Here is a 24,880-nt window from a genome sequence, read left to right as displayed (position 1 = left end):
ATATCGGTATACGATGTATCGTAAGTCGATATATCATGAAGCGATGTATCGGAGGTGGTTATAATGAATACGAAAGCGAGAAAATATATTCCGTTAACTGAGGCGACATATTACATATTGTTATCACTAGTGAAACCAATGCACGGATATGGAATTATGCAATTGGTAGAAGAGATGACAAATGGAGAAGTAAAGCTCGGTCCTGGAACTTTATACGGGAATACGACGAAGTTACTAAAAGAGAAGTTAATAGTTGAAGTGGCTTCTACAGATAGAAAGAAGTGCTATGAATTAACGCCGTTTGGGAGAGAAGTGTTGGAGCTAGAGTACAATAGATTACAGCGTTCGGTTAAAAATGGGAATAGTATATTAGGGGAGTGATTGGAAGATGGAGACAAAAAGGGTATTTAAATTTTACGCGGGATGGAGTTTAGAAAAAGAGGAAGCCTTTTTAAGAAAAATGCATCAACAAGGCTGGGCGCTACAAAGGTATAATATGATGTATACGTTTAAGAAAACTGAGCCGAAAGATGTAATTTATAAAGCAGATTTTAGGTTGGATTATAAAGATTCAAAAGAAAAGAAAAAAGAATATATTGATATATATGAAATGTGTGGATGGAAACATGTAACGAGTTTTGCGAAATGGAATTATTTTTGCAAAGAGGTAGAAGAGGAAAATGAGTTGCCTGATATATATTCAGATAAGGAAACGAAGATACAAAAACTTACTGAGTTGTTACAAGTCATTGCAATTATGTTTGCAACATTAATTCCAGCACTTTACTTATGTCTTTTTGGAGTATCAGAATCTGGATTATATAAAGGTATGGTAGGTTTTTTGGGTTGTTTATATTTATATATACTTATTAATTTATATTGGAAGATTAATAAAATGAAAAAGGAAATATTGTAACAAAGGTTGCGACTATTAAAAGGGGAGGATTGGGATTGTATAGAATCAGCTCCTTTAATTTTTATATATGTTTATTTTGTTCGATCTTTTTTACATAATAAAAGACCTCCTTTTTAATTCATAGAACTAACAGTTACAAAGATAATCCCAGTAATGATACCTAAAAAAATCATAAATGAAGAAGTAATTAATAATAACGAACTAGTAATTAATATCACTTTATTAGATTTTTGTTTTTTATAAATGAAATAAAGTAAAAGACCACAAACAGTAGAAAGTATCCATGTAGCTAAACCGTAAGAAGTCGAGATTTTCTTCCAGTTGAAAATCCAAAAGTAAAAGATGACTATGTGACAAGTTAATAGTAGAAATGTTGATGGAAACATTATCTTTTTATTTAAAATCATTTGTTTTACCTCCCTTATGTAAATATTACTAAAAAAGTGTAGGGTTTAATATATATAATAAGGAAGAAATACATTTTTAATTAACGTATTAAACGAAAAAATCCCTTATAGAAAAATCTATTTCTACAAGGGATAATCATGTTTTTATTAGAAAGACTGATTTTGTGCAGGTTTAATAAATTGTTCAGGATTTTCAACAAGTCCGCATACAGCGCATTGGACTCTGTATGTAGGTCCTTGGTAAGCCATATGAAAAGCATTCATCGTTTCATTTGTGTATTCTTCTTCTACTTGACCAGTTTGTGGATTTAATTTAACTGGTTTTACTTGTTGCTCAAGAATATTAAAGCGCGTGCGGTTCGTTTTACAACTTGGACATAGCATTGGTTCCATATGTATACACCTCCATTTGTAGCATTTCTTAAACTCATTAATTTTATGCAAACAAAAAAACTTTCTCAATATAAATAGGTGTTTAATGTATTTAAAATTCAGAAAAAATAAAATATAATAAGAGTACGAACTGGTTATGTCCAAACCAAATCTCCTGTTTTATGCCAATAAGCTGGGGGGCCGAGAAATCGGCCTCATTTTTTTGTGCTCGCTACTATAGGAAACAAGGTTTTTATGAGACTTTTGTCGAAATTTTAGGGATGGATATAAAGGGGGATTAATAATGGATTTGAAGATGAAGTACATCATTTTATATGTAGAAAAGTTTGAGGAATGTTTAAAATTCTATAAAGATATTTTACAGTTGCCTATAAAAGCAGAGCACGGTACATATATTGAATTTAATACGGGATCTACAATATTAGCAATGAATACGCGGCAAGACGTGAAAGAATTAATAGGATTACCACTTACAGAAGGCGAGTTACAATCTTCTCATTTTGAATTAGGATTCGTTGTTGAAAATGTAGAAAAAATGATTGAGCAATTTAGAGAACAAGGTATTACGATTTTAGTTGAACCAATTGTAAAGCCGTGGGGACAAACAATTGCATACATTGCTGATCCAGATGGGAATTATATCGAAATTTGCAGTTCATTAGAATAGAAGGAGAAAAAGAGATGGGGTTTCCGAAACTAGAAACAGAACGTTTACAATTAAGAGAATTAACACTGTTAGATGCAGAAACGATGTTCCGTTATTTTTCAAAAGAATCTGTTATACGTTATTTCGGAATGGATTCTTTCGAAAATATTGAGCAAGCGAAAACAACGATTCAAACGTTTAAAAATCGTTATGAAGAGGGAAGTGTATTTCGCTGGGGAATAGAGAAAAAGGGGACGGGCCAATTAATCGGAACGTGTGGTTTTCATTTAATTAACCATCATCATAAGCGAGCTGAAATTGGTTATGAATTAGACGATACATATTGGGGACAAGGATACGCATCGGAAGCGTTACAGGCGATTTTAGCTTACGGGTTTGAAACATTGCAACTTATAAGAATTGCTGCTGTTGTATATGTAGAAAATAAAGCTTCTCAAAAATTATTAAATAAAGCAGGATTTCAAGAAGAAGGATTACTTCGAAAACATATGATTCAAAATGGAGTTGCGCATGATACGATTTTATATTCTTTATTAAAAGAAGAGTGGAAGAAATAATGAGTACAAACGAACTTATAACTATTATGAAGAAGCATAGGGAAAATAGATTCATTTTAGGTATAGATGGTTTAAGTCGTTCAGGAAAAACAACATTTGTTGCAAATTTAAAGGAAAATATGAAACAGGAAAGCATTCCGTTTCATATTTTTCATATTGATGATCATATAGTGGAGCGTAATAAACGCTACGATACCGGATTTGAAGAATGGTATGAGTATTATTATTTGCAATGGGATATTGAGTGGCTTCGGCAGAAATTTTTTCGAAAGTTACAAAATGAAACGAGACTGAAATTACCGTTCTATAATGATGAGGTAGACTTATGTGAAATGAAAAAAGTACAGATCCCCATAGTAGGTGTCATAGTAATTGAAGGTGTTTTTCTACAGCGAAAAGAATGGAGAAATTTCTTTCACTATATGGTGTATTTGGATTGTCCAAGAGAGACACGGTTTCTACGGGAAAGCGAAGAGACCCAAAAGAAACTTTCGAAGTTTCAAAATAGGTATTGGAAAGCAGAGGATTATTACTTAGAGATGGAATCGCCGAAGGATAGGGCGGATTTAATCATCAAATGATTTGAAAATAGAAGGTGGACATAATGAATATTTTATGGGATTTTGATGGTACGTTATTTGATACGTATCCTGCATATACAATGATGCTATCTGAAATATTGGGTGATAGTGTAGATGAACAAGAAATTTACAAAAATCTAAAAATATCATATTCACATGCAATTCACTATTATAATATTTCACGTGAACAGGAAGAAAGGATTAAAATTTTGAAGGGGAAAATCACTCCAAAAGATATGAAACCTTTTGGAGGTGTTGAAGAGATTTTGAAATATGCGGATAAAAATGTGATTATGACTCATAAACATAGGGCGGGGGTTATGGAAATTTTAGAATATTACGGCTGGGACAAATACTTCGTCGACATGGTTACAATTGACGATGGTTTCCCCCGAAAACCGAACCCTTTATCTTATGATTATTTGCATAAAAAGCACAATATTGATTTAGCTATTGGTGATAGAGAGTTAGATTTATTACCTGCAAAAGAATTAGGTATTTCAACATGTATGTTTCAAGGGGATTGTGATGTAGCGGATTATTCTTTATCGCATTACTCGGAATTTTTTAAAGTGGTGAATGATAGAGGGTTTTCTTTATAAAATAAGTGATTATTAAAGACTGTATCTTTCCATTTAAAGATACAGTCTTTATTTTTTAGAGTTATTGCATCTTTATTTTCTATACACTTCAATACGTTCGTTCCCCCAGGTATTCAACAAGGTTTCTATGTGTACCAATTGCCATGGATTAAAGAATGATTGTCCATCTTTATTAAAGAAATAACCGTCGCCTAGATGAAAAGAGGCATGTAGTACTTTGTTCTTTTCATTTTTCCAAACAAGGATATCGCTAGGTTGTAAAGAATCGATAGAAGCTGATTTTAATCGATACTGTTTTATTTGTAAACCTTTTAGAAAGCTATTATCATGTACCCATTTCGTAATAATCCATTTTGTCTCAGATTTTTCACTACAAATACTCGCTAAAGTAGCTGCAAGACAATTTGCTCCGTTTGCAGTTGAAAAAGTATTAAAATAGGGAGCGATATAGGGAAAACTTTTTTTGAATTTTTTGATTTGCTCTTTACTTAATGAAGTTTGATAAACAAATTGTTTTGTTAATAAAAGTAAAAATTTATATTGAAACTCTTTATGTAAGTTATCCCATAGTGATTTTTGCATACTTATATAACGCTTCGAATCATATGTAAATGAATAAGGAGATACATGTTGTAATATGAACGTTTTACTTGAAGGAGATGGTATATCCTCTAGTACACATTCAATCATATCCCATTCATAAATAGAGCCTCTATTAACTTCAAATTGAATTCGGAAAATACTTTCGCGTGTTTCTTTGTCCCATTGCATAATCAAACTAGGGTTTGCTACACAAACAAATTGAATGTCCTTATGAATATTCCATACTTGATAACTATTTCTGCTATTAATATTGTTAAAAATGGTATGGTTAGAAAATTCCTCCTTAGGCATTAGTAAAGTATTAGATGTGAAATGTTCTACTACTGTTCCATACTTTTTAGGGAAAAAGAATAAATCATATTCAGGTAGAAATTGTTCAATCCATTTATTTAGTATATTTGTTTCGATTTGTATACTTGTCATTAAAAATCACCTCTAAATCTATATTCTACACTAGTACTTTAAACACCTTCTTAATATACAGAAAAAGCAATATTACTTATCATTAGATATGAAAATATAGGAAATATTATTCAGTGTTTGTAAGTATTCATGTTATTCTAATAATAGATTTCAATAAAGCGAGTGATCACATGAGTATTTTCATTTTAGAAGACGATGTCATACAAGCACAGCAAATGAAGCGGCTAGTTGAAGAGATTTGCGAGAAATATAGGTTGCCTTTTGATTTTATTGAGGTAACTAGTAAAAGTGAAAACATCATTACTAACATTGCTAAGGCGAAGTATGTCCCAATCTATTTTTTAGATATAGAGATTAAAAGGGAAGAGCGTAAAGGGTTACAAGTAGCACAAGAGATACGAAAGTATGATACGCAAGGAATTATCGTGTTTGTAACGACGCATTCTGAATTTGCACCTATTTCATACCAATACATGGTAGCAGCTTTAACTTTCATTGATAAAGGGTTGCCATACAAGGAGAGATATAAAGTTTTTGAACAATGTTTACTTCAATATGAAGCAAGAAATAAGCATATTATTCCGTCCGATGACTTTATCGTTGAAAATAGTAATGCCACTGTGCGGGTTCCTTTTCATGAAGTTGAATATGTTATGACTGATGAACCGCACCGTTTAGCATTAGTGACGTTAGATCGTATCGTTTATTTTTATGGAGCATTAAAGGAGATAGAAATAATAGATGAACGTTTATTTCGTTGTCATCAATCCTATATCGTGAATACGAAGCAAATGTCTTCTTATGATGCGAAGCAAAAAATGATAGTTTTAAAAAGCGGGAAACGTATTCCGGTATCACGTCGTTTAGTGAGTAAAGTACGTAACATGTTAAAGGGTGAGATGTAATGTATATTTATGATTTATTTGCAATATTGCTTACTAGTATGTGTCATACGTTTTTATACATACAATTAATCCGGTATAACAGATTGTCAGTTAGAATGTTAATAGCTTTAAGTGCGGTATTCATTATTTTACTTGCTATTGTCGTAACAGTAACGAGATATCCAGAATTGAATAGTACGATTGTGTTATTTTTAATAAGTTTAGGATTAATGCAAAATGAACTAAAACTTAAGCATAATGTATATTTTGCACTAGTGAGCATGGTGATTATAACGTTAGTAAAAATGTTGCTTTTGGATTTAGGAATGAAACTCTTTATGTTAACGCCATTCAATTTATATTTATGGACAGGAAGTATAATTCATCTTATCGTAACGACACTTACTTTTATCGGTATTCTATTAGCGCGTAAAAGAATTCAAAAAATTGCTCAATATATAGTAAGTAGTCCGTTATATTATATAACTTACATATTATTAATTGTCGGGTTTATTATTGAACTAATTTTAACTCAACCGTCAACTGAGTTTTTAGCAAAAATAAATCAACAATACAGTGAAGTAAGTTATAATTCAGCGATTATTATTTTTTTATTATTACTAATCATTGTACTAATAAGCTCACATTTATCGAAAGAAAAGTTACGAGAAGAGCATGAAAAACGTTTAGATAAAGAGTTATTAGATTATGTGGAGAAATTAGAGAATATGCATGATGAGCTTGCTAGTTTCCGTCATGATTATATGAATGTATTACTATCGTTAGAAGAGGGAATACGTACAAAAAATGTGAAAGAAATTGAGAAAGTGTACTACGATGTTATTGCTCCCACATTCAAAACAATAAATGATCATGAACTTGATATCGCAAAATTATCTCGCATACATATTCCTGAAGTAAGGAGTGTATTAAGAGCGAAAGTCGGTACTGCCCAGCAGCAACAAATAAAAGTAATGCTTGATATACCAGAGAACATTGAAAGTGTTTCGATGGCGATTATTTCATTTATTCGCATCATTTCAGTTTTAGTAGACAATGCAATTGAAGAAGCCGTACAAAGTGAGGAGAAGATATTGCAAATCGCATTCTTTAAAATGGATTCACGACAATATTTCATCGTGCGTAATAGTTCAAAAAGTGAAGGGATTGATTTGCAAAAAATTTATGAAAAAAACCATTCAAGTAAAGAAGGGACTAGAGGATACGGACTATTCTCATTAAAACGTATCATGAATAAAACAAATAATGCGACGTTAGAAACAACTTATGTAAGTCCCTATTTCACGCAAACATTTATATTAAAAGAGATGAAATAACCATCTATGATGAAAATGAAACCGAATAGGAAATAACTACATACTTTCTTCACTCATTTTTATACACTTCAAGTAAGAGGTGAAGCGAGATGAATGGTCTTATTTTTACAGCAATGATTAGCTTTGGTTTACCGCTTATTGCACTTTTATATGCTTTTTGGAAGAAACGCTATATTCCATATATGTTAGGGGTATTGGCTTTTGTTGTATCACAAATATTGATTCGTATACCAATACTGAATTATGTAAATGGAACTAGCACAGATTTTCAAATGTTTTCTGTTATGCAGCCTGTCCTATTTGCGCTTTTGCTTAGTTTATCAGCTGGAATTTTTGAAGAGGTAGCTCGTTTTATCGCCATGCGCTATTTTATGAAACAACGAGATTGGCAGTCTGGTTTTTTATTTGGGGCAGGACATGGTGGTATTGAGGCAGTGTTAATAGTTGGCATCCCAGTAATATCCCTATTATTTTCACAAACAGTCATTCAAAATGGTGACAGTTACTATTTCGGCGGCATTGAGCGTATTTTTGCGATGGTATTACATGTTGGGCTTTCCTTCATTGTATTACAAGCTGTCGTCCAAAAAAAATTTCGTTATGTTGTATATGCAATTCTCATCCATGGGGCTGCAAATGCAATAGCGGGCATTATATCACTTTATGTACCAGGAAAAAGCGGGATCATTATATCAGAAATTTCAATAGCAATTTGTGCGTTACTCGTTTTTAGTTATAGTTTCATTTTAAAAAGAAAGGGTGTATGAAAATGAGAAGAATGTTACTTATTATTATAAGTGCTATCGCGGCGTTCGCGCTCGCAGCATGTACCGGTAATAAAGTAGATGAAAGTACGTCAAAAAAGTTTATTCCAAAGGCGGAAGAAATTGTATCATTATTAAATGAGGCAAAGTATAAAGACGTGCGTGAAAAATTTGATAGTAAAATGAAAGCTGCATTGTCAGAAGAAAAGATGAAAGATCTTACACCTATAATAGAGAAAGCTGGTACATTCGAAAAAATTGAAAAACAATCGATTGAAGAAAAAGATGGCTTATATACTGTTATTCTTGTAGCAAAATATAGTAAAGAACAACGGACATTCATTATAACTTATAATGATAAAGAAGAAATAGCAGGTTTAGTTATTAAATAAAAAGAGTCCTTCTCGTATGAAGGACTCTTTTTATTCGATATCTTCAGGTCGATATTCTAAAATATCCCCAGGTTGGCATTCTAATGCTTTACAAATGGCTTCTAAAGTTGAAAACCGAACTGCTTTTGCTTTTCCGTTTTTCAAAATAGAAAGGTTAGCCATTGTAATTCCAACCTTCTCCGAAAGCTCTGTTACACTCATTTTTCTTTTCGCTAACATTACATCAATATTAATAATAATTGCCATATTATTCACCTCAGACCGTTAAATCATTTTCTGATTTTATATCTATCGCATCTTTTAATAGTCTTTGGAGAACGGCAGCAAAGACCGCGATTACCATTGAAGCAAAAATCATAATCATTCCAATAATAATAATGCCAGGGGCGTCATCTCTCTCTGCCACAAGATAGAAAAGTGGCATACCTAATACATATAATACACTAATTGCTAGTGCGCTGTACTTAATATTTTTTAAGGCTTTAACAGATAGTTCTGAGAATGCATTGTTCTTATCAATATAGTTTAAAAGCTTAAATGTTTGGTACAAAGCAAAATAATAAGGTATTGCTGTTGCGTATAAGTTGATAAATACAAGATATTTAATATATGCAATATCAGGATATAGTTCAGCAGCGAAGTTTCCTATTTTAGGAACTAAAAAAATGCACATAGCAAGAACAGGGATACCCATTAGAATCACAGCTGTCTTTAGGAAGAGTGTTGATCCTTGTTTCATAAAAAACACCTCATTTATTTAATATCTTATTAATTTACCACGGAATTTATTGTTAAACAATAAATTTTTGTTTAATTCAATTGGGGATTTATTGTTTAACAAGTTAATAATAAAAAATCTTCTTTATAAGATAGATGAACTATACCGACATGTAATGAATAAGAAAGTTACTATTGTTAGCTTTAGAAAAATTGGGAACTAATAAAACATATGTAGGCAGTCAGAATTTTGTATGTAAATGAATGTGAAACTAATGGAGGCGCAATCATGTTTGTATTGGGTTTAAAGATGAAGAAGTTACTGTTAGTAGGAACGATCACACTAAGTATGTTATGTACTGAAAGTATGATGGATGATCATACGGTGGAAGCGAAAGTGAAAAAAGTAGAACGTCAACCGAAAAATGTAATCATAATGGTTATGGACGGAACGAGTTCTTCAGCAACTACATTAGCTCGCTTGTATAAAGGGAAACCACTTGCATTAGATGAAATTGTAACAGGAGGAGTTCGTACATATTCGGCGGAATCAGCTATAACAGACTCAGCTCCAGCAGCTACAGCTTTAGCGACGGGGAATAAATCGAATTCTGGATATGTAGGGGTATTACCTACTATTGTGAGTTCACCTGGCTTAAAATCAATAAAAGAAGAGGACAAGTTACGTCCAGTTGCCAATGTTTTAGAAGGTGCGAAACGTACTGGTCGCGCAACTGGAATTGTTGCTACAGCTGAAATTCAGCATGCTACTCCCGCTGGATTCTCTGCTCACCATGTAAACCGCAAGCATTTTGACGTAATTGCGGAGCAACAAGTGTATCAAAATATAGATGTCGTATTAGGCGGGGGAAAAGCGGCACTGCTACCTATAAAAAGAAAAGATGGTGAAGATTTAGTAAAAGTGATTCAAAATAAAGGCTACGACTTTATTGAAACGAAAGAGGCATTATTGAAATCTAAATCTAATAAAATGTGGGGCTCTTTCTCACATAATGCCTTAGCGTTTGATATGGATCGTGAAGCAACAAATCCGGAGCAACCAACACTTTCGCAAATGACGGAAAAAGCAATTCAAACGTTATCAAAAGATAAAGATGGGTTCTTTTTATTTGTGGAAGGAAGTAAGCCAGATTGGGCTGCACATGTGAATGATCCAATTGGGATGATTAGTGATGTATTGGCATTTGATAATGCAGTTGCAGAAGCATTAAGATTTGCAAAAAAAGATGGTAATACGATGCTAATAGCCGTAGCGGACCATGGTAACAGCGGTATTTCTATTGGCAATATGAATACGACAAAAGGTTATAATACTACGCCGGTCTCTACATATATTGATCCATTGAAAAAAGCGAAAATGACACTTGAAGGGACTATCAATAATTTGAAATCTGATATATCCAATGTAGAAGAGGTAGCTAAATTATACGGGTTGGACAATTTAACTTATGATGAAAAAGAAAGGTTAAAAGTGGTTAAAAAGAAAATAGATGTAGGTCCAATTTTCACTACATTATTGGCTAACCGTGCGAACATAGGCTTCACAACAGGAGGGCATACTGGTGAGGATGTATTTTTATATTCATACGGTCCTCAAAAGCCAGTTGGTTTGATTCAAAACACGGACGTTGCAAAGACAATGGCGAAAGCGATGGGCTTTAATTTAGAAGAAGTAACAAACAAATTATTTGTAGAGAGTGAATTAGCCTTTAAGCAGAATGGTGCGACTGTAACAGTAGATAATACTAATGCAGTAAATCCTGTGCTCATAGTAAAACGTAATAATGTAACAGCTCAATTATTTGTTAACAAAAATATAATTCGTATTAAGAATAAAGATTATGAATTAGGAAGTGTTGTTGTAGAAAGCAATGGTAAATTCTATGTACCAGAAGAAGCAAGTCGTTTATTCATAAAGCATTCTCGTTAAAAAAACGCCAATTCCTTAGCTACTACTTAGGAATTGGCATTTTTGTGTAGATGAGATTTCACTTGAAAAAAGAGGAAAGAGAACCACAAATTCTAGAGTGAACTTCTTGTAAATTCACCTATTTATGTTTTTCATCCTAGAAAAAATATTTCTCAACATTTTAGTACTTTAAAAAGATTGAATATTCGTATTATAACGAATATTATATTGCTATCGGCAAAAATCGATAATTTGCAGACACTGGGGAGGAAATACATTGAAAAAGAAAAAGAAATTAAAACCTTTAGCGGTATTAACAACAGCAGCAGTGCTAAGTAGTACGTTTGCTTTTGGAAGTCATGCAGCGTATGCTGATACGCCACCATCTCTACCAATTGATGAACATTTAATACCAGAGGAACGCTTGGCAGAAGCGCTGAAGCAACGGGGAGTAATCGATCAATCTGCATCACAAGCTGAGACATCAAAGGCTGTCGAAAAATATGTTGAGAAAAAGAAAGGGGAAAACCCTGGAAAAGAAATCTTGACAGGAGATAATCTTACGCAAGAAGCTTCAGATTTTATGAAAAAAGTAAAAGATACAAAAATGAAGGAAAATGAACAGGCGCAGCAACCCGAAGTAGGATCAGTAGCTGGGCAAGGTCTAGGATTGAACCCAGGAAAATTAAATGGAAAAGTACCGACTACACCAGCGAAGCAAGCTGAGTACAATGGGGCTGTTCGAAAAGATAAAGTACTTGTATTACTCGTAGAATTTAGCGATTTTAAGCATAATAATATTGATCAAGAACCGGGTTATATGTATTCTAAGGACTTTAATCGTGAACATTATCAAAAAATGCTATTTGGTGATGAGCCATTTACGTTATTTGATGGATCGAAGATTAATACATTTAAACAATATTATGAAGAACAATCTGGCGGAAGCTACACAGTTGATGGAACTGTAACGGAATGGCTTACTGTTCCAGGAAAAGCGTCAGATTACGGTGCTGATGCGGGAACTGGCCATGATAACAAGGGACCTTTAGGACCAAAAGATCTTGTGAAAGAAGCATTAAAAGCAGCGGTAGCAAAAGGTATCAATTTAGCAGATTATGACCAATTTGATCAATACGATCAAGATGGTGATGGAAATAAAAATGAGCCAGATGGAATTATTGATCATTTAATGGTAGTACATGCAGGCGTGGGTCAAGAAGCTGGCGGTGGTAAATTGAAAGATGATGCAATTTGGTCTCATCGTTCAAAACTAGGGTCGAAGCCATATGCGATTGATGGTACAAAATCTTCTGTTTCGAACTGGGGCGGAAAGATGGCTGCATATGATTATACAATCGAGCCAGAAGACGGAGCGGTTGGTGTGTTTGCACATGAGTATGGTCATGATTTAGGCTTACCAGATGAATATGATACAAAGTATTCAGGACAAGGTGAACCAGTTGAATCATGGTCTATAATGAGCGGCGGTAGCTGGGCCGGAAAAATTGCAGGTACAGAGCCAACAAGTTTCTCACCGCAAAATAAAGAGTTTTTCCAAAAAAATATGAAGGGGAACTGGGCGAATATTGTTGAGGTAGATTATGATAAACTTCGTACGGGAATCGGTACTGCAACATATTTAGATCAAAGTGTGACAAAATCAAAACGACCAGGAATCATTCGTGTTAACTTGCCAGACAAAGATATAAAAAATATTGAGTCAGCATTTGGTAAGAAGTTTTATTACAGCACGAAAGGAAATGACATTCATACAACACTTGAGACACCAGTATTTGACTTAACGACTGGAACGGATGCTAAGTTTGATTATAAGGCATTTTATGAACTGGAAGCGAAGTATGATTTCCTTGACGTATATGCGATTGCAGAAGATGGAACGAAGACACGCATTGATCGAATGGGTGAAAAAGATGTAAAAGGTGGTATAGATACAACGGATGGTAAGTGGGTTGATAAATCATATGATTTAAATCAATTCAAAGGAAAGAAAGTAAAACTGCAATTTGAGTATGTAACAGATATTGCGGTAGCTTATAAAGGATTTGCGTTAGACAATGCAGCATTAACTGTAGATGGAAAAGTTGTTTTCTCTGATGACGCAGAAGGCCAGCCAGCAATGACATTAAAAGGATTTACTGTGTCTAACGGATTTGAACAGAAGAAACATAACTACTATATCGAGTGGCGTAATTACGCTGGGTCTGATACTGCATTACAATATGCACGTGGTCCAGTATTTAATACAGGAATGGTTGTATGGTATGCGGATCAAAGCTTTACAGATAACTGGGTAGGCGTTCATCCAGGTGAAGGGTTCCTTGGAGTAGTAGATTCTCATCCAGAGGCAATCGTAGGAACATTAAACGGACAACCTACTGTGAAGAGCAGTACACGTTATCAAATTGCCGATGCGGCATTCTCATTTGATCAAACGCCAGCATGGAAAGTAAATTCACCAACTCGCGGTATCTTTGACTATAAAGGATTACCAGGAGTTGCAAAATTTGATGATTCTAAGCAATACATCAACAGCGTTATTCCAGATGCGGGACGTAAGTTACCTAAACTAGGATTGAAGTTTGAAGTAGTAGGTCAAGCTGAAGACAAGTCTGCAGGTGCAGTTTGGATCCATCGATAAAATAAAATGAAATGAAGAGGAGCTGCCATAAGCTGGTGAAACTGACTTATGGCAGCTCTTTTCTGCTTGTGAAAAAGTTTGTAGAAGTTCATTTTATAAATGAAATGCTCCATTTGTCCAATTATAGCGCTATTTTGGGAGTAAGTAATTTGTAAGTATTGAGTAAGAAAAAAGAGATTTTTATAGTATATAATATTTATTATATCTACTTTTAACACCTGATACTAATAGTATGCTATAATATGAATTAGCAACAAAAAGGAAAGGAATTAGAAAAATGACATTAGAAAATACTAAAAATTTAAAAAAACAAGTTGCTCCGTATGAAAAATCAACGATTAAAAAAAGTGTGTGGCAACTTATTAACACAGTCGTGCCATTTGTTATTTTATGGTACCTTGCTTATAAAAGTTTGTCTGTTTCTTATCTGTTAGCATTAGTTCCATCTTTGTTAGCTGCTGGTTTTATGACAAGAATTTTCATAATTTTTCATGATTGTACCCATTATTCATTCTTTAAAAGTCGACCTGCTAATAGAATAGTAGGGACATGTATGGGGGTGTTAACGTTATTCCCATTTGATCAATGGGGGCATGAGCATGCGATTCATCATGCTACAAGTGGTAATTTAGATAAGCGAGGTACAGGAGATATTTGGACGCTTACAGTCGATGAATATGTAGCTGCACCATTTAGACTTCGTTTAGCATATCGTTTATATCGCAATCCATTCGTTATGTTTGGATTAGGTCCGATTTATGTTTTCTTGCTTAAAAATAGATTTAACCGAAAAGGTGCAAGACAGAAAGAACGTATGAATACGTATTTGACGAATATTATTATCGTTGCTGTAGTAGCAATACTTTGCTGGGCAATAGGGTGGCAATCGTTTCTGTTCGTACACGGTACGATATTCTTAATAGCAGGTTCAGTAGGGATTTGGCTGTTTTACGTACAGCACACTTTTGAGGATTCTTATTTTGAAGAGGATAAAGATTGGGAATATGTAAAAGCGGCAGTAGAAGGAAGTTCATTTTATAAACTTCCAAAAATCTTGCAATTCTTAACTGGTAATATTGGATTCCATCATGTTCACCATTTAAGCCCAAGAGTACCTAATTATAAGCTAGAAGAGGCACACAATAATACGCTTCCGTTAAAAAATGTACCAACAATTACACTTACTACAAGCTTACAATCACTACGCTTCCGTCTTTGGGATGAGAAAAGTAACAATTTTGTTAGCTTTAAAGATGTAAAAAATATAATTAAAAATAATGTTTCTGTTCGGGTGAAATCGGAATTATAATTTCATCGGCTATAAAACTCCCCTTAATCATTTTCGATTTAAGGGGAGTTTTTGTTATATATGACGGATATTGAGGACGTGGAATACTCATATGTATGTATAAATTCAAGGGTACGGTAATCATATTATGTAAATAAGATAAAACATCATTATTTTTTATTATTGTGAAGGATATCATACATATATAATGGAAAGCAGAAGGTAGAGGAGAGTAATGATAAGAACAGAAACAACGTAATAAAATAATTCTTTCAAAAGGGAGGGGACAGGAAAGATGTTGAAATTACAAGGAAAATATAATGAAGCGAAAGTATTTACAAATAACGTTGATGAGACGGCGACTGGGCAGATTATTGATCTTTGTAATCAAGAATTTGTAAGGGATAGTCAAATTCGTATTATGCCAGATACACATGCGGGAGCAGGGTGTACGATTGGAACAACAATGACAATACAAGATAAAATTGTTCCTAATCTTGTAGGGGTAGACATTGGTTGTGGTATGGAAGTTGTTGTAATTGATAAGAAAAAAGAAGAAATTAATTTCGATTATTTAGACGAAACAATTCGTAAATTTGTTCCAAGTGGTTTTCGTATCCGAGATAAAGAACATCGATTCTCAAAAATGATTGATTTTGATGGTGTGAGAGCTCCATTTACATTACAACGCGCTCAAAAAAGTATAGGTACTCTTGGGGGAGGGAATCATTTCATCGAACTAAATGAAGACGATAAAGGGAATGTATATATTGTCATTCATAGTGGTTCTCGTAATTTAGGAAAGCAAATAGCAGAGTATTATCAGAACTTCGCATATGAACAACTCATTGATGTTACATCAATGAAAGATGAGATTATTAAGAGATTAATGAAAGAGGGGAGAGAAAAAGAAATACAAGAAACTTTACGTGGAATAAAGAAGCCTAATATTCGAAAAGAATTAGCTTATTTAGAAGGACAGGGATTCAAAGATTATATGAATGACATGAATATTGCTCAAAAGTATGCTGAGTTAAATCGTAAAGCAATGATTGATGAAATTGTTACGAGAATGGACTGGAAAATTACGGATCAGTTTACTACAATACATAACTATATAGACATAGAAAATATGATTCTACGAAAAGGTGCTATTTCAGCTCAGAAAGGTGAACGAGTCATTATTCCAATTAACATGAGGGATGGTTCAATTATTGCATTTGGTAAAGGTAATGCAGACTGGAATTTTTCTGGTCCGCATGGGGCAGGACGTATCATGAGTCGTAAGAAGGCTAAAGAATCATTCAGTCTAGAGGAATTTCAAAATACGATGACAGAGGTGTGGACTACATCAGTGGTAGAAAGCACAATTGATGAGGCACCAATGGTATATAAGCCAATGGGTGAAATTATCGAAAATACGAAAGAGACAGTAGATATAAAGCATATTATTAAGCCATTATATAATTTTAAAGCGAATTAAAATGATAAAAGACCGCACATGAAGTGAAAGCCATGTGCGGTCTTTTATATAAGCAGGGTATTACATCGTCTCGCTAATTTTAGTCTCACTATTAGTGTTAGTAGAAATTCTTTTCTTAACTTTTAAGTGATAATAAGTGTAGCAAAAGATAATAAATGGTACAGTGCAATAGATTCCAAGTCGTTGTTCTGGGATAAAGATTAGACTGATTAATATAATGCCGTACAATCCAAAACCAAGTATTGGTACAAGTGGATAAAGTGGAGTTTTGAACTTTAAGTCCTCTAATTTTCCGCCGTCTGCTAAATAATGTTTACGGAAAAAGAATTGAGAGACACAAATTGACATCCAAACAATGATTGTTATGACGCCAGAAATGGAAATGAGCCATAAGTAAACCGTTTCAGCAGCTACAACGCTTGTTAAAAGAGAAAAAGCAGAAATAGCAATTGTCATAATTAAAGCATTCAAAGGTATTCCTCGTGATGATAATTTCTTTAAAAAGGCTGGAGCCATTTCATTTTTGGATAATGACCAAAGCATACGAGTTGCCGCGTACAGTCCTGAGTTTGCGACAGAAAGAACAGCAGTAAGAATAACAAAGTTCATAATATCAGCCGCATATGGAATGCCGATATTATCAAAAACAGCAACGAACGGACTTTTTGTTAATCCTGCTTCTTCCCAAGGAATTAAAGCAACGAGAACAAAGATTGCTAAGACGAAGAAAAACATCGTGCGCCATATAATATTTCTAATAGAACGAGGTAAAGTTTTTGCTGGATCTTCACTTTCACCTGCTGCGATTCCGACAAGTTCTGTACCTTGGAAGGAATAATTGACTGTAACCATTGTTAATAGGATAGCTGCAAGTCCATTTGGGAATAAACCACCATGATTTACGAAATTTGATAATAGCGGAGCTGGTTCGTCGCCTTTTAAATCGATAAAACCGAACATAGCGGCGCCGCCAAGAATAATAAAAGCGATAATGGCAGATACTTTTATACTTGAAAACCAAAATTCTGTTTCTGCATAACTACGAGCAGATAGTGCGTTAATCGTGAAGATCGTAACGCCAAATAGTAAACACCAAACCCAAACAGGAATATCAGGAAACCAGCGCTGCATTGTAATGCCGGCAGTTGTAAATTCAAGGCCGGTCGTATTCGCCCAGCTTAACCAATACAACCATCCGATTGTAAAACCAGTTGCAGGATTAATAAACTTAGTGGCATATTCCTGGAATGAACCTGAAACAGGCATGGCTACAGCAAGCTCACCAAGACATAGCATAACGAAATACATTAATAATCCACCAGCAATAAAGGCAAGTACGGAACCACCAGGTCCAGCCTGACTTATAATAAAGCCAGATCCGTTAAATAACCCCGTTCCAATCACACCACCGAGTGCAATCATGAATAAGTGTCTACTTTTCATCGTACGTTTTAATTCATTGTTTGTATTATTTACTTGCGCCATTGTTTTCCTCACTTTCGTAGTTGATAGAATAAAGTTTGATGTTTTTCCGTATTGTGGAATATATTCCGGGATGTGAAATCTTGTTATAATTTTCAGATAATTAAAAAGAAAAGTCAATATTTTTTTGTTTGCGTTTTCAAATTATCGTTCGCAGTATATTTTTATTTTTAGAAAATTGAATAAATAGATTGATTTCATTTCGGATTTTTGTTACATTGATAGGTAATTGAGCGTACTAATATATTACAAGTGAAGTAGAGGTGAGTTATGGTACAGTCCATTGATCGAGCGATAAGTATTATAAAGTTATTAAATTCTACTAATGAAAAAGAGTATTGGGCCATTTCTGATATAGCGGACAGAACACATCTCCCAGTTAGTACAGTACATAGATTACTTAATTCTCTAATCGAGCATGGGCTAGTTATGCAAATTTCAGAAACGAAACAGTACAAAATTGGACCGATGTGGATGGAAATAGGATTACGACAATTGGAGAAAGTAGACTACAGATCTGTGGCAAGAGAAGTGATGAAGCGATTAGCCTCTGAAGTGGAAGAAAGTGTGTATTTGAACATTCCAAATGGAACACATTCTATTATCATTGAAAGAATTGATAGCCCATTAAAAATTCGAGTTATTGATAATCTAGGGGAACAGATTCCTCTTTCGATTGGTGCCGCAAATAAAACGATGCTTGCCAATATGAAACAGAATGAGATGGAATATATTGTTGAGCAGCTACTTTCTGCTTTACCAGAACAAAAGCAAATTCTTCTTGAGCAAATAAACCAAATAAGAAACGAAGGATATGCTGTCAGTTATGGAGAAAAAACAGAAGGGACAGCTTCAGTAGCTGCACCTATTATCGGATTTAATCATAAAGTAGTAGGAGCATTAAGTGTGGGGTTAATTAGTCATCGCATTAATGATGATCGACTTTCTTTTCTTATTAGTAAGGTGAAACAAGCAGCTCATGAAATATCAATAAAAATCGGCAGTACATCAGAACTATAGTTTTGATAGCTGTCGTCATTTTTTATTCATATACTGGAATTCGTTTTCATAATACGGAAAAATAGGGGGATTTATATGTCAAAGTGGCAATCAAAAGAACAATTGATTCAATTATTAAGCGGTCTTGTTGAAATTCCTAGTATTACAGGTACAGAAGCTGAAGTGATATTGCCAGACTTCGTTGTGGAACAATTATCTGATTTACAGTATTTCAAAGAAAATCCGCACCATTTGCAAAAAAATCCGACAGGGGACGGAAGATATTTTGTTACAGCACTAGTAAAGAAAAGCGATCGTACAAAAAATACCGTAATTCTAGTAAGTCACTTTGATGTTGTAGATGTACAAGATTACGGAGTGTGGAAAGAAGATGCATTCAATCCTAAAAAGTTAACGTCTATGTTTTATGCTCATAAAGATGAGCTTCCAGACCATGTACGTGAAGATATAGAACAAGGAGAATGGTTGTTTGGTAGAGGAACAATGGACATGAAATGCGGTCTAGCTTTACAAATGGCAATGATTGAGCAAGCTTGCGAAGGAAGATTTGATGGGAATGTTCTTTTATTGGCTGTACCAGATGAAGAAGTAAACTCGGTAGGGATGAGAGCTGCTATTCCAAGATTACTAGAATTAGCAAGAGAACATGATTTAGAGTATAAAACGGTACTAAATTCAGAGCCTATGTTTGCAAGACATCCTGGTGATCAAAAGAAATATATTTATACTGGTTCTATTGGTAAGGTGTTACCTGGTTTTCTTTGCTATGGTAAAGAAACACATGTAGGTGAACCTTTTGCAGGCTTAAATGGGAGTTATATGGCTTCATTAATAACAGCAGAATTAGAGTTAAATACAGACCTTTGTGATATTGTAGAAGGAGAAGCGAGTCCTCCGCCAACTAATTTACTTCAAAGGGACTTAAAGGAGGATTACTCTGTACAAATTCCGCATCGTGCCGTCACGTTATTTAATTTGTTTTTATTAGAAAAATCAATGACAGATGTCGTTTCATTGCTACGTCAAAAAGTAACGAAAGTAGCAGAGAAAATAGAAGAGCAATATGAAAAGCAAGCATATCGTTTTTCTAAATATAATCCGTTTATACCGCCTAATATGAAGGTGAATGTATTAACGTATGAAGAGCTTATCGCATATGCAATTGAACAACATGGGCAAGAGAAAATAAATGAAATTCAATTTAGCATTATAAAAAATAGAGAAGATAAAGATGATCGTGCGGTAACGATTGATTTAGTAGATAAATTAGCCATCTTATGTAAAGAAAAAGCACCGATGATTGTACTTTTCTTTGCTCCGCCATATTATCCAGCTGTAAGTTCACGCAACAACCAATTAATTAAAGAGGTAGTTGGAGAGATGGAAAAGTATGCAAACTTCAATCATAATATTTCATTTGAAAACCAAAACTATTTTGGAGGAATTTCAGATTTAAGCTATGTGGGCTTACAAAATCCATTACATTCAATGAGTTCACTTGTAGACAATATGCCATTATGGGATAAAGGTTACTCAATTCCACTTCAGGAACTAGAAGAATTTGACGTTCCAGTATTAAATATGGGGCCGGTAGGAAAAGATGCCCATCAATGGACAGAACGTCTAGATGTAAATTACGCATTTGAAATGTTATTAGATATGTTACCGATTTGCATTGAAAAATTACTTGTTTCTAATAAAATTACACAAGTATAGTAGGGAAGGGGAAAATGAAATTATTTTAATATAATTAACAACTAAAACGGCCAAACTCAAGTAAATTCGAGTTTGGCCGTTTATCATGTAGTGCATTTCTAATTACATTCATGTGAATTTATAGTTTTACTTTTTCGTTTGACCAGATAGTTCGACAGACTTTTGTGTACAACGTTGCATAGCTGAAATGATGGCTGTTCGTAAGCCTTTTTCCTCTAAAGTTGCTACAGCTTCTATCGTTGTTCCGCCAGGAGAACAAACCATATCTTTCAATTCACCTGGATGTATTCCTGTTTCTAGTACCATTTTTGCAGAGCCTAATACTGCTTGAGCAGCGAATTTATATGCTTGATTTCTTGGCATACCATCTAGTACAGCAGCATCTGCCATCGCTTCTATAATCATATATACGTATGCTGGTGAAGAGCCACTTACAGATGTTACAACATCCATTAACTTTTCACTTACAATCTCTGATTGACCAAAACTATTGAAAATGTTTAGCACATCTTCTAAATCTTTTTCTGTCACCATTTCATTCGGACATAATGCTGACATTCCTTCTCCAACAAGAGCAGGAGTATTAGGCATTACTCGTACAACTTTTAATTTTTTATTAAAGGCATTTTCAGTACTTTCAATACTTTTACCAGCAGCGATCGTAACGATGATAGCATCGTTTTTTATCACTTCTTTAATTTCGTTAATTACTGATGGGTATAAGTCTGGTTTAATTGATAAAATTAAAATATCAGCATTTTTAGCGACTTCATTGTTGTCAGTAGTTATAGTTATTCCGTACTTTTCACTAGCATTTTCTAAATTCGTCGTGTTTAAATCTGAACACATGATTTTATTTGAAGACACTATCTTTTTGTTTAGCATCCCGCCAATTATAGCCATTCCCATATTTCCGCATCCGATGAATCCAATTTGTTTATCCATAATAATTCAATCTGGCTCCTTTTTAATAAATTATATCATTTCGAAAGTGTTATCTTAATATAACAATAACATCTCTGTGCAATATAAAGAAACATTCTAAGAGAATATATTCCTTTTTGCAACACCAAAAGATAAAAAATTAATTATATTCGACATTATGTAAATATATACACTATAATGTAAGGTTTATGTTTATAAATATGAGTTGAACTTATATCGATTTGTATTTTCATTCAGTAGAGCAATCTTTTCATGCAAGTAACTTGCTACTCTATTTATTTTTTAAAATACCTCTTGACACCAAATCGAACTATATCGCATAATATAAAAAAATTAAACCGAAAATCGTTGAAGGGAAATAGTACATATGTCTTCTTGCGACAGAGAGTGGAATTCACCGGCTGAAAGATTCCTCGTATAGAATATATCGAACCTATCCCTGAGTCTTAAATGAAAGTTTAGGCGTTCGCCTGCGTTATAGGCACCAAGTGGATATCTATGTATATCAATTAAGGTGGTACCGCGGAACAATGACCGTTTCGTCCTTTTTATTTTATTAAGGGCGAAGCGGTCATTTTTATTTTGCTCTTAAATAGGCTACGTGCAGCACTCATAAGAATAGAAATCGCTGCAAGCTGTATGAATAGAAATGTAATGTATAAAAAACTTTGATTTTAGACTTGGGGGATAAAAAAGTGAAGAAACAGCGAATAGTTGTAAAGATTGGGAGCAGTTCTTTGGCGGATAGTCATGGAGGCATTTCTAAAGAACAACTTTCAGATCATGTTGCCGCATTAGCTCGATTGAAAGAGGAAGGGCATGAAGTGTTGTTAATTACATCTGGGGCCGTTGCTGCAGGTTTTTCTGCTCTAGGATACCCTAGCAGACCTGTAACAATTAAAGGCAAACAGGCTGCAGCGGCTGTCGGACAAAGTTTGTTAATGCAGGCATACACGGAGGAATTCCGTAAATACGGTATCGTTACTGCGCAACTATTGCTGACGAGAAGTGATTTTTCTAGAAAAGAACAATATAGTAACGCTTACGCGACGTTAGGAGAGTTACTAAACCGTTCTGCTCTTCCAATCATTAATGAAAATGATTCCATCTCTTTAGAGGAGTTAACGTTCGGTGATAATGATATGCTGTCAGCTTTAGTAAGCGGACTTGTTTCGGCAGATATGCTTATGATTTTTACAGATGTGAACGGTTTATATGATAAAAATCCTCAGAAAAATGAGGATGCGAAAAAATATTATTTCCTTCCTGAAGTTACAGAAGAAATTGCTTCTCTTGCTGGAGATGCTGGCTCAAAACTTGGGACTGGCGGTATGAAATCAAAAATTGATGCTGCAAAGACGGCGCTATCTCTTGGGGTAAGTGTATTTATCGGTACAGGACGTGGACAAGAGAAATTTGTTGATGTTTTGAAGGGGAAAGGTGACGGAACGTATGTCGGAAATGCCCCTCAAAAAGAAATGAAGATGAACAAGCAGTGGATTGCCTTGCATTCGGTTGTTAGCGGTCAAATTGAAATAGACGCCGGAGCAACTACAGCTATCATTCAGCATGGTAAAAGTCTTCTTCCTGCTGGTGTTACAAATGTGTCAGGATTTTTCAAAGTTGGCGATGTTGTAGAAGTAATGACGCAACAAGGGCGCGTAATTGGAAAAGGACAATGCACATATAGTGCAGAGGAATTAAGAGAGATAAAAGGTATGCAAAGTCAACATATTCAAGCAAGAGGCGAAAGGCATAGTTATGAAGTCATCCATAGAGATCATTGGGTTTCACTTTAAGAAGAGGGATCAAAAAGGAGGAAATAAAAATGAATGAAGTGTTAGCAAAGGGAAAAAAAGCGAAAGAAATCGCTGGAGAACTTGTGCTTAAAAATACGGATCAAAAAAACGAAGCACTTGCTGCAATTGCAAATCAATTAATAAATGAAACAGCTTATATTTTAGAGGAAAACAATCGAGATATAGAAGAAGGTAAGGCAAAAGGGTTTTCTGATTCTCTCCTTGATCGCCTTATGCTGAATGAACAGCGTATTGTTGATATGACAGAAGGGATTAAGCAGCTAGTTGAATTACGTGATCCTGTAGGGGAATGTGTAAGTGCATGGGAAAGGCCAAATGGAATATCTATTCAGGAAATGCGTGTACCACTTGGTGTTGTTGGGATGATTTACGAGGCAAGACCGAATGTAACAGTGGATGCTGCTACTATTTGTTTGAAGACAGGAAACGCAGTCATATTACGTGGTAGTTCTTCTGCTATTCATTCTAATAAAGCCATTGTTGCCGTTATTCACAGAGCGCTCAAACAAACAAGCTTACCAGAAGAAAGTGTACAGCTTATAGAAGATACAACGCGAGATAGTGCGAAGCAGTTGTTTACAATGAATGATTATCTAGACGTTCTTATTCCAAGAGGTGGCAAACAATTAATCGATACTGTTGTGAGGGAAGCGTCTGTTCCAGTACTTGAAACAGGTGCGGGAAATTGTCATATTTTCATTGATGAAACAGCGGATAAACAAATGGCATTTGATATTATTATAAATGCAAAAACGCAGCGTCCATCTGTATGTAATGCAATTGAAACGATTGTACTTCATGAGAAGTGGGCAGAGCAATATGGTAGCGAGTTGTTTTCTTCTTTGAAGGCAAGAGGCGTGGAGCTACGTGGTGATCAAAAAGCATTGGCAATTGATTCATCAATTGTACTTGCTTCAGAAGAAGACTGGGGGACAGAATTTTTATCTCTCACGCTAGCAGTTAAATTAGTTTCTTCTATAGAAGAAGCGATTCACCACATAAATACGTATGGATCTATGCATTCTGAAGCGATTATTTCAGAAAACGAGGAAAACGTCAGCAAATTTTTCGTATCTGTTGATGCTGCTGCGCTGTATCACAATGCATCAACTCGTTTTACTGATGGATCTGAATTCGGATTCGGAGCTGAGATTGGCATCAGTACACAAAAGCTACACGTAAGGGGACCAATGGGGCTTCCTGCATTAACTTCTACAAAATACGTCATTCGTGGAAATGGACAAATTCGAAAATAAAAATAAAAGACACTCAATTCGTTTGGGTGTCTTTT

General features: G+C 34.5%; 25 protein-coding genes and 1 other annotated feature. Of the genes, 18 read left to right on the top strand and 7 right to left on the bottom strand.

Translation table 11 applies throughout. The features are described from left to right. Positions 1-63 precede the first annotated feature (63 nt). Together PDK19_RS12425 and PDK19_RS12420 are read left to right on the top strand one after the other, a co-directional pair. Complete coding sequence (locus PDK19_RS12425; protein ID WP_001092634.1) at positions 64-381, top strand: PadR family transcriptional regulator; 318 nt, start codon at positions 64-66, stop codon at positions 379-381. 7 nt (positions 382-388) lie between these two features. Beyond that, a complete protein-coding gene (locus PDK19_RS12420; RefSeq protein ID WP_074568389.1) occupies positions 389-916 on the top strand; it encodes a DUF2812 domain-containing protein in 528 nt (175 codons plus the stop codon). Between the two features lie 113 nt (positions 917-1,029). Here PDK19_RS12420 and PDK19_RS12415 read toward each other — a convergent pair whose 3' ends face one another. Further along, positions 1,030-1,323, bottom strand: a complete 294-nt coding sequence (locus PDK19_RS12415) for a hypothetical protein (protein WP_074568388.1) — start codon at positions 1,321-1,323, stop codon at positions 1,030-1,032. A 147-nt stretch (positions 1,324-1,470) separates the two neighbouring features. Continuing rightward, positions 1,471-1,716: a hypothetical protein gene (locus PDK19_RS12410; protein ID WP_000433609.1), complete on the bottom strand. Its 246-nt coding sequence runs from the start codon at positions 1,714-1,716 to the stop codon at positions 1,471-1,473. A gap of 283 nt (positions 1,717-1,999) precedes the next feature. Between PDK19_RS12410 and PDK19_RS12405 the strand changes: the two genes are divergently transcribed. From PDK19_RS12405 to PDK19_RS12390, 4 genes are read left to right on the top strand one after another with little or no spacing between them, the layout of a single operon-like run. Next, positions 2,000-2,383 carry a VOC family protein gene (locus PDK19_RS12405; RefSeq protein ID WP_049111781.1) on the top strand — a complete coding sequence of 128 codons (384 nt, stop codon included), beginning with the start codon at positions 2,000-2,002 and terminating at the stop codon, positions 2,381-2,383. 14 nt (positions 2,384-2,397) lie between these two features. After that, positions 2,398-2,940 (top strand): GNAT family N-acetyltransferase, encoded by a 543-nt coding sequence (locus tag PDK19_RS12400; protein WP_000506666.1) that lies wholly within the window; start codon positions 2,398-2,400, stop codon positions 2,938-2,940. After that, positions 2,940-3,521: a kinase gene (locus PDK19_RS12395; RefSeq protein WP_049111785.1), complete on the top strand. Its 582-nt coding sequence runs from the start codon at positions 2,940-2,942 to the stop codon at positions 3,519-3,521. The genes PDK19_RS12400 and PDK19_RS12395 overlap by 1 nt, the downstream gene beginning before the upstream one ends. A 23-nt stretch (positions 3,522-3,544) precedes the next feature. Beyond that, positions 3,545-4,123, top strand: a complete 579-nt coding sequence (locus tag PDK19_RS12390) for an HAD-IA family hydrolase (RefSeq protein WP_049111787.1) — start codon at positions 3,545-3,547, stop codon at positions 4,121-4,123. 72 nt (positions 4,124-4,195) lie between these two features. On the opposite strand, the gene PDK19_RS12385 is transcribed toward PDK19_RS12390, so the two are convergent. After that, on the bottom strand, positions 4,196-5,149 hold the full coding sequence (locus tag PDK19_RS12385; protein ID WP_074568387.1) for a hypothetical protein: 954 nt from the start codon (positions 5,147-5,149) through the stop codon (positions 4,196-4,198). Positions 5,150-5,319: 170 nt separating this feature from the next. On the opposite strand from PDK19_RS12385, the gene PDK19_RS12380 reads away from it, so the two are divergent. From PDK19_RS12380 to PDK19_RS12365, 4 genes are all read left to right on the top strand, one after another. Then, positions 5,320-6,054, top strand: coding sequence for a LytR/AlgR family response regulator transcription factor (locus PDK19_RS12380; RefSeq protein ID WP_074568391.1), 735 nt, complete (start codon positions 5,320-5,322; stop codon positions 6,052-6,054). Beyond that, positions 6,054-7,370, top strand: a complete 1,317-nt coding sequence (locus tag PDK19_RS12375) for a GHKL domain-containing protein (RefSeq protein ID WP_046647447.1) — start codon at positions 6,054-6,056, stop codon at positions 7,368-7,370. The genes PDK19_RS12380 and PDK19_RS12375 overlap by 1 nt, the downstream gene beginning before the upstream one ends. An 89-nt stretch (positions 7,371-7,459) precedes the next feature. Continuing rightward, a complete protein-coding gene (locus PDK19_RS12370) occupies positions 7,460-8,137 on the top strand; it encodes a YhfC family glutamic-type intramembrane protease (RefSeq protein ID WP_074568385.1) in 678 nt (225 codons plus the stop codon). 2 nt (positions 8,138-8,139) lie between these two features. Then, the gene (locus PDK19_RS12365; RefSeq protein WP_001253792.1) at positions 8,140-8,526 is read left to right on the top strand and encodes a DUF3887 domain-containing protein; all 387 of its coding nucleotides are present in this window, start codon (positions 8,140-8,142) and stop codon (positions 8,524-8,526) included. Between the two features lie 30 nt (positions 8,527-8,556). Here PDK19_RS12365 and PDK19_RS12360 read toward each other — a convergent pair whose 3' ends face one another. Both PDK19_RS12360 and PDK19_RS12355 read right to left on the bottom strand, forming a co-directional pair. Next, the gene (locus PDK19_RS12360; RefSeq protein ID WP_000974624.1) at positions 8,557-8,772 is read right to left on the bottom strand and encodes a helix-turn-helix domain-containing protein; all 216 of its coding nucleotides are present in this window, start codon (positions 8,770-8,772) and stop codon (positions 8,557-8,559) included. A gap of 10 nt (positions 8,773-8,782) precedes the next feature. Beyond that, positions 8,783-9,265, bottom strand: a complete 483-nt coding sequence (locus PDK19_RS12355; RefSeq protein ID WP_000809097.1) for a DUF2975 domain-containing protein — start codon at positions 9,263-9,265, stop codon at positions 8,783-8,785. Between the two features lie 267 nt (positions 9,266-9,532). Between PDK19_RS12355 and PDK19_RS12350 the strand changes: the two genes are divergently transcribed. The 4 genes from PDK19_RS12350 (at position 9,533) to PDK19_RS12335 (ending at position 16,606) form a co-directional block, all read left to right on the top strand. After that, a complete protein-coding gene (locus tag PDK19_RS12350; RefSeq protein WP_000497798.1) occupies positions 9,533-11,194 on the top strand; it encodes an alkaline phosphatase in 1,662 nt (553 codons plus the stop codon). Positions 11,195-11,450: 256 nt separating this feature from the next. Continuing rightward, positions 11,451-13,835 carry an immune inhibitor A domain-containing protein gene (locus tag PDK19_RS12345; protein WP_270707187.1) on the top strand — a complete coding sequence of 795 codons (2,385 nt, stop codon included), beginning with the start codon at positions 11,451-11,453 and terminating at the stop codon, positions 13,833-13,835. Positions 13,836-14,112: 277 nt separating this feature from the next. Next, positions 14,113-15,144, top strand: coding sequence for a fatty acid desaturase (locus tag PDK19_RS12340; RefSeq protein WP_270707186.1), 1,032 nt, complete (start codon positions 14,113-14,115; stop codon positions 15,142-15,144). A 274-nt stretch (positions 15,145-15,418) separates the two neighbouring features. Then, complete coding sequence (locus PDK19_RS12335; RefSeq protein ID WP_049111682.1) at positions 15,419-16,606, top strand: RtcB family protein; 1,188 nt, start codon at positions 15,419-15,421, stop codon at positions 16,604-16,606. A 60-nt stretch (positions 16,607-16,666) separates the two neighbouring features. Here PDK19_RS12335 and PDK19_RS12330 read toward each other — a convergent pair whose 3' ends face one another. Beyond that, complete coding sequence (locus PDK19_RS12330; protein ID WP_000079961.1) at positions 16,667-18,091, bottom strand: amino acid permease; 1,425 nt, start codon at positions 18,089-18,091, stop codon at positions 16,667-16,669. Positions 18,092-18,358: 267 nt separating this feature from the next. Here PDK19_RS12330 and PDK19_RS12325 point away from each other — a divergent pair, with 267 nt between their 5' ends. Together PDK19_RS12325 and PDK19_RS12320 are read left to right on the top strand one after the other, a co-directional pair. Further along, positions 18,359-19,108 carry an IclR family transcriptional regulator gene (locus PDK19_RS12325; protein ID WP_000250762.1) on the top strand — a complete coding sequence of 250 codons (750 nt, stop codon included), beginning with the start codon at positions 18,359-18,361 and terminating at the stop codon, positions 19,106-19,108. Between the two features lie 75 nt (positions 19,109-19,183). After that, positions 19,184-20,824 (top strand): M20 family metallopeptidase, encoded by a 1,641-nt coding sequence (locus PDK19_RS12320; RefSeq protein WP_262722930.1) that lies wholly within the window; start codon positions 19,184-19,186, stop codon positions 20,822-20,824. 126 nt (positions 20,825-20,950) lie between these two features. On the opposite strand, the gene proC is transcribed toward PDK19_RS12320, so the two are convergent. Continuing rightward, positions 20,951-21,769 carry a pyrroline-5-carboxylate reductase gene (gene proC / locus PDK19_RS12315; RefSeq protein WP_262722929.1) on the bottom strand — a complete coding sequence of 273 codons (819 nt, stop codon included), beginning with the start codon at positions 21,767-21,769 and terminating at the stop codon, positions 20,951-20,953. A 339-nt stretch (positions 21,770-22,108) separates the two neighbouring features. Next, positions 22,109-22,319: a binding site (T-box leader), on the top strand. A gap of 145 nt (positions 22,320-22,464) precedes the next feature. On the opposite strand from proC, the gene proB reads away from it, so the two are divergent. Then, positions 22,465-23,568: a glutamate 5-kinase gene (gene proB / locus PDK19_RS12310; RefSeq protein WP_000744725.1), complete on the top strand. Its 1,104-nt coding sequence runs from the start codon at positions 22,465-22,467 to the stop codon at positions 23,566-23,568. 29 nt (positions 23,569-23,597) lie between these two features. After that, entirely contained in the window at positions 23,598-24,845 is a 1,248-nt protein-coding gene (proA, locus tag PDK19_RS12305) for a gamma-glutamyl phosphate reductase (RefSeq protein WP_270707182.1), read from the top strand. The last annotated feature ends 35 nt before the right edge of the window (positions 24,846-24,880 follow it).

Origin of the sequence: Bacillus cereus group sp. BcHK124 (assembly GCF_027712065.1) — a bacterium.
Classification (GTDB): Bacteria; Bacillota; Bacilli; order Bacillales; family Bacillaceae_G; genus Bacillus_A; species Bacillus_A pacificus.
The sequence above is the reverse complement of the archived record's forward strand: the minus strand, read 5'-3'. Positions and strand labels throughout refer to the sequence as shown.

Coding starts and splice junctions, on each gene's coding strand:
- PDK19_RS12375 (WP_046647447.1), top strand. CDS start 6,054: ATGTATATTTATGATTTATTTGCAATATTGCTTACTAGTATGTGTCAT.
- proC (WP_262722929.1), bottom strand. CDS start 21,769: ATGGATAAACAAATTGGATTCATCGGATGCGGAAATATGGGAATGGCT.
- PDK19_RS12400 (WP_000506666.1), top strand. CDS start 2,398: ATGGGGTTTCCGAAACTAGAAACAGAACGTTTACAATTAAGAGAATTA.
- PDK19_RS12350 (WP_000497798.1), top strand. CDS start 9,533: ATGTTTGTATTGGGTTTAAAGATGAAGAAGTTACTGTTAGTAGGAACG.
- PDK19_RS12390 (WP_049111787.1), top strand. CDS start 3,545: ATGAATATTTTATGGGATTTTGATGGTACGTTATTTGATACGTATCCT.
- PDK19_RS12425 (WP_001092634.1), top strand. CDS start 64: ATGAATACGAAAGCGAGAAAATATATTCCGTTAACTGAGGCGACATAT.
- PDK19_RS12415 (WP_074568388.1), bottom strand. CDS start 1,323: ATGATTTTAAATAAAAAGATAATGTTTCCATCAACATTTCTACTATTA.
- PDK19_RS12405 (WP_049111781.1), top strand. CDS start 2,000: ATGGATTTGAAGATGAAGTACATCATTTTATATGTAGAAAAGTTTGAG.
- PDK19_RS12355 (WP_000809097.1), bottom strand. CDS start 9,265: ATGAAACAAGGATCAACACTCTTCCTAAAGACAGCTGTGATTCTAATG.
- PDK19_RS12330 (WP_000079961.1), bottom strand. CDS start 18,091: ATGGCGCAAGTAAATAATACAAACAATGAATTAAAACGTACGATGAAA.
- PDK19_RS12360 (WP_000974624.1), bottom strand. CDS start 8,772: ATGGCAATTATTATTAATATTGATGTAATGTTAGCGAAAAGAAAAATG.
- PDK19_RS12320 (WP_262722930.1), top strand. CDS start 19,184: ATGTCAAAGTGGCAATCAAAAGAACAATTGATTCAATTATTAAGCGGT.
- PDK19_RS12365 (WP_001253792.1), top strand. CDS start 8,140: ATGAGAAGAATGTTACTTATTATTATAAGTGCTATCGCGGCGTTCGCG.
- PDK19_RS12380 (WP_074568391.1), top strand. CDS start 5,320: ATGAGTATTTTCATTTTAGAAGACGATGTCATACAAGCACAGCAAATG.
- proA (WP_270707182.1), top strand. CDS start 23,598: ATGAATGAAGTGTTAGCAAAGGGAAAAAAAGCGAAAGAAATCGCTGGA.
- PDK19_RS12335 (WP_049111682.1), top strand. CDS start 15,419: ATGTTGAAATTACAAGGAAAATATAATGAAGCGAAAGTATTTACAAAT.
- PDK19_RS12420 (WP_074568389.1), top strand. CDS start 389: ATGGAGACAAAAAGGGTATTTAAATTTTACGCGGGATGGAGTTTAGAA.
- PDK19_RS12325 (WP_000250762.1), top strand. CDS start 18,359: ATGGTACAGTCCATTGATCGAGCGATAAGTATTATAAAGTTATTAAAT.
- PDK19_RS12410 (WP_000433609.1), bottom strand. CDS start 1,716: ATGGAACCAATGCTATGTCCAAGTTGTAAAACGAACCGCACGCGCTTT.
- PDK19_RS12370 (WP_074568385.1), top strand. CDS start 7,460: ATGAATGGTCTTATTTTTACAGCAATGATTAGCTTTGGTTTACCGCTT.
- PDK19_RS12340 (WP_270707186.1), top strand. CDS start 14,113: ATGACATTAGAAAATACTAAAAATTTAAAAAAACAAGTTGCTCCGTAT.
- PDK19_RS12385 (WP_074568387.1), bottom strand. CDS start 5,149: ATGACAAGTATACAAATCGAAACAAATATACTAAATAAATGGATTGAA.
- PDK19_RS12395 (WP_049111785.1), top strand. CDS start 2,940: ATGAGTACAAACGAACTTATAACTATTATGAAGAAGCATAGGGAAAAT.